At 39.7% G+C, this 2,310-nt stretch carries 3 protein-coding genes; all 3 read left to right on the top strand.

What is annotated here, in order from left to right; all coding sequences use genetic code 11:
* Window positions 1-575: aminotransferase class I/II-fold pyridoxal phosphate-dependent enzyme (locus VNZ46_RS00570; protein ID WP_325558119.1), on the top strand; the 575-nt coding region annotated here is incomplete at its 5' end.
* Window positions 572-1,696 (top strand): hypothetical protein, encoded by a 1,125-nt coding sequence (locus VNZ46_RS00575; protein ID WP_325558120.1) that lies wholly within the window; start codon window positions 572-574, stop codon window positions 1,694-1,696. The genes VNZ46_RS00570 and VNZ46_RS00575, both read left to right, overlap by 4 nt.
* Before the next feature lie 43 nt (window positions 1,697-1,739).
* A complete protein-coding gene (locus tag VNZ46_RS00580) occupies window positions 1,740-2,192 on the top strand; it encodes a phosphatidylglycerophosphatase A (protein ID WP_316836160.1) in 453 nt (150 codons plus the stop codon).
* Window positions 2,193-2,310: the final 118 nt, after the last annotated feature.

Consider the following 2,310-nt stretch of genomic DNA (forward strand, 5'->3'; position numbering starts at 1 on the left):
CCCATAGTTTAGGGGTTATTGGTTTTAACGGATCAGGAACTGCTTCGCATTTTGGACTTACGGATAAGGTAGATCTGATCATGGGTACTTTTAGTAAATCACTGGCTTCTCTCGGAGGATTTATTGCGGCTAATGAAGAAACTATCGAGTTTATTAAGCATCGTGCACGTGCGCTGATGTTTAGCGCAAGTATGCCACCGAGTGCCGTTGCAAGTGTTATTGCGGCCTTAGATATTATCGAGTCTGAGCCTGAAAGAATTGATAAACTATGGGACAATACCAATTACGCTAAAAAATTGCTTTTAGAAGCTGGTTTTGACATTGGCCATACGGATAGCCCGATCATTCCGGTATATATCAGGGATAATGATAAAACTTTCCTGATTACAAATATTCTTCATAACAACGGTATTTTTGTTAATCCTGTTGTATCTCCGGCTGTACCTTCTGATTCTTCTTTAATCAGATTCTCTTTAATGGCAACGCATTCTTTTGCGCAAATTGAAGAAGCTGTAGAGAAACTTTATGAAGCATTTAAGGCTGTTGAACTTACTCCAGTTAAGGTTAGTTTATGAAACATATAGTTGCTGTTAGTAACAAGAAACAACTGGGAAAATTTATTGATTTTCCACATGAACTGTATAAAGCGGATACGAATTATGTTCCTGAATTATTCATAGCGCAACAAGATATGCTTACCCCGGGTAAGCATCCCTTTCATAAGCATTCTTCTTTACAGACTTTTTTGGCCTATGACGGAGAGCGTATTGTAGGCAGAATAGCAGCTATACAAAATAATAACCACAATACTGTTAATGGGGTAAATGATGGTTTCTTTGGTTTTTTTGATTGTATTAATGATCAGGAAACTGCAGACCTCCTTCTGAATACTGCAGCCAACTGGCTGAAAGAAAGGAAACTGGATACCATGGTAGGCCCGGTTAATTTTTCTACCAATGATATATGTGCTTTGTTGATTGAAGGTTTTGATGGCCCTCCGGTGGCTATGATGCCATACAATGCACCTTATTACCTTTCTTTGCTGGAAAAAGCAGGTTTTCATAAAAAAGTCGACCTGAGGGCGTATCGGTTCACTGCGGGTAATTATAACGACAGATCCTCCAAATTGGTGACTGCATTACAGGAGCGTTTGACAAGAAGTAATATTGTTATTCGAAAAATCAATGTTAAGAACTTCAAGCAGGAAGCTGCAGCTATCCGTGAAGTTTACAATAAAGCATGGGATAAAAATCTTGGTTTTGTTCCTATGACAAATGAGGAGTTTGATTACACCGCAAAAGATTTAAAGATGATCATGGATCCTGATTTCTGTCTGCTGGCAGAACAGGACGGAAAGATCGTTGGTTTTGCTTTGGCTGTACCCGATATTAATCAGGTGCTGATCAAGATCAAAAGAGGCCGGCTTTTCCCTACTGGATTATATAAGCTGCTTACACAAAAAAGCAAAATTCAAGGTATTCGTATTCTTCTTCTTGGTGTAGTAGATGGTTACCGGAAAATGGGGATTGAGGCTTGTTTGTATGGCTTGATCATCCAGGCATTCCAAAAGAAAAAAATGACTTACGCCGAGGCTTCATGGACATTGGACCACAATGATCTGATCAATAAACCCATAGAACAAATCGGAGGTGAATTGTACCGGAAGTACAGAATTTTAGAGAAAAACCTCAATTGACGGATTGAACATTGAGGTATTAATATTAAAAGTAAAGAGAAAAATGTTGTTTCATAAAATTACATCTACCAGCCTTGGAATAGGGTATATCGGCAAAGGTGCGGGAACAGCAGCAGCAGCTGCAACCTGTATCGTCTGGTATTACGCGCAGATGAATGGAGCACAATATGTACCTGCTTTACTGATTACACTTGCGATTACAGCACTTGGGATCTGGTCTGCAAATATCGTAGAAGCTATTTGGGGAAAAGACCACCAACGGGTGGTGATCGATGAAGTTGCCGGAATGTGTATTACACTGCTTTGGGTTCCGGTAACTCCTTTAAATGTTCTTATTGGACTGGTTTTATTTCGTTTTTTCGATATCGTAAAACCCCTGTTTATAAGACGTCTGGAAAAGTGGCCTGGAGGTTGGGGTGTGATGTTTGATGATATTCTTGCCGGCGTCTATGCCAACATACTGTTGCAAATTATTATTAAATTAAGTATTACCTGATATGGCGACTTTTCTAAAGGCACAGGTCGCCTCACTTTCGGCCTCAATCTTTGACTTTCTTACCACATTAGTCTGTACGCAGTATTTGCATTTTTGGTATGTACTGGGAAGTGCGACG

The organism is Pedobacter sp. (assembly GCF_035566355.1).
Classification (GTDB): domain Bacteria; phylum Bacteroidota; class Bacteroidia; order Sphingobacteriales; family Sphingobacteriaceae; genus Pedobacter.

Excerpts from the sequence above, each read along its gene's own strand:
- VNZ46_RS00575 (WP_325558120.1), top strand. The coding sequence starts at position 572 with ATGAAACATATAGTTGCTGTTAGTAACAAGAAACAACTGGGAAAATTT.
- VNZ46_RS00580 (WP_316836160.1), top strand. The coding sequence starts at position 1,740 with ATGTTGTTTCATAAAATTACATCTACCAGCCTTGGAATAGGGTATATC.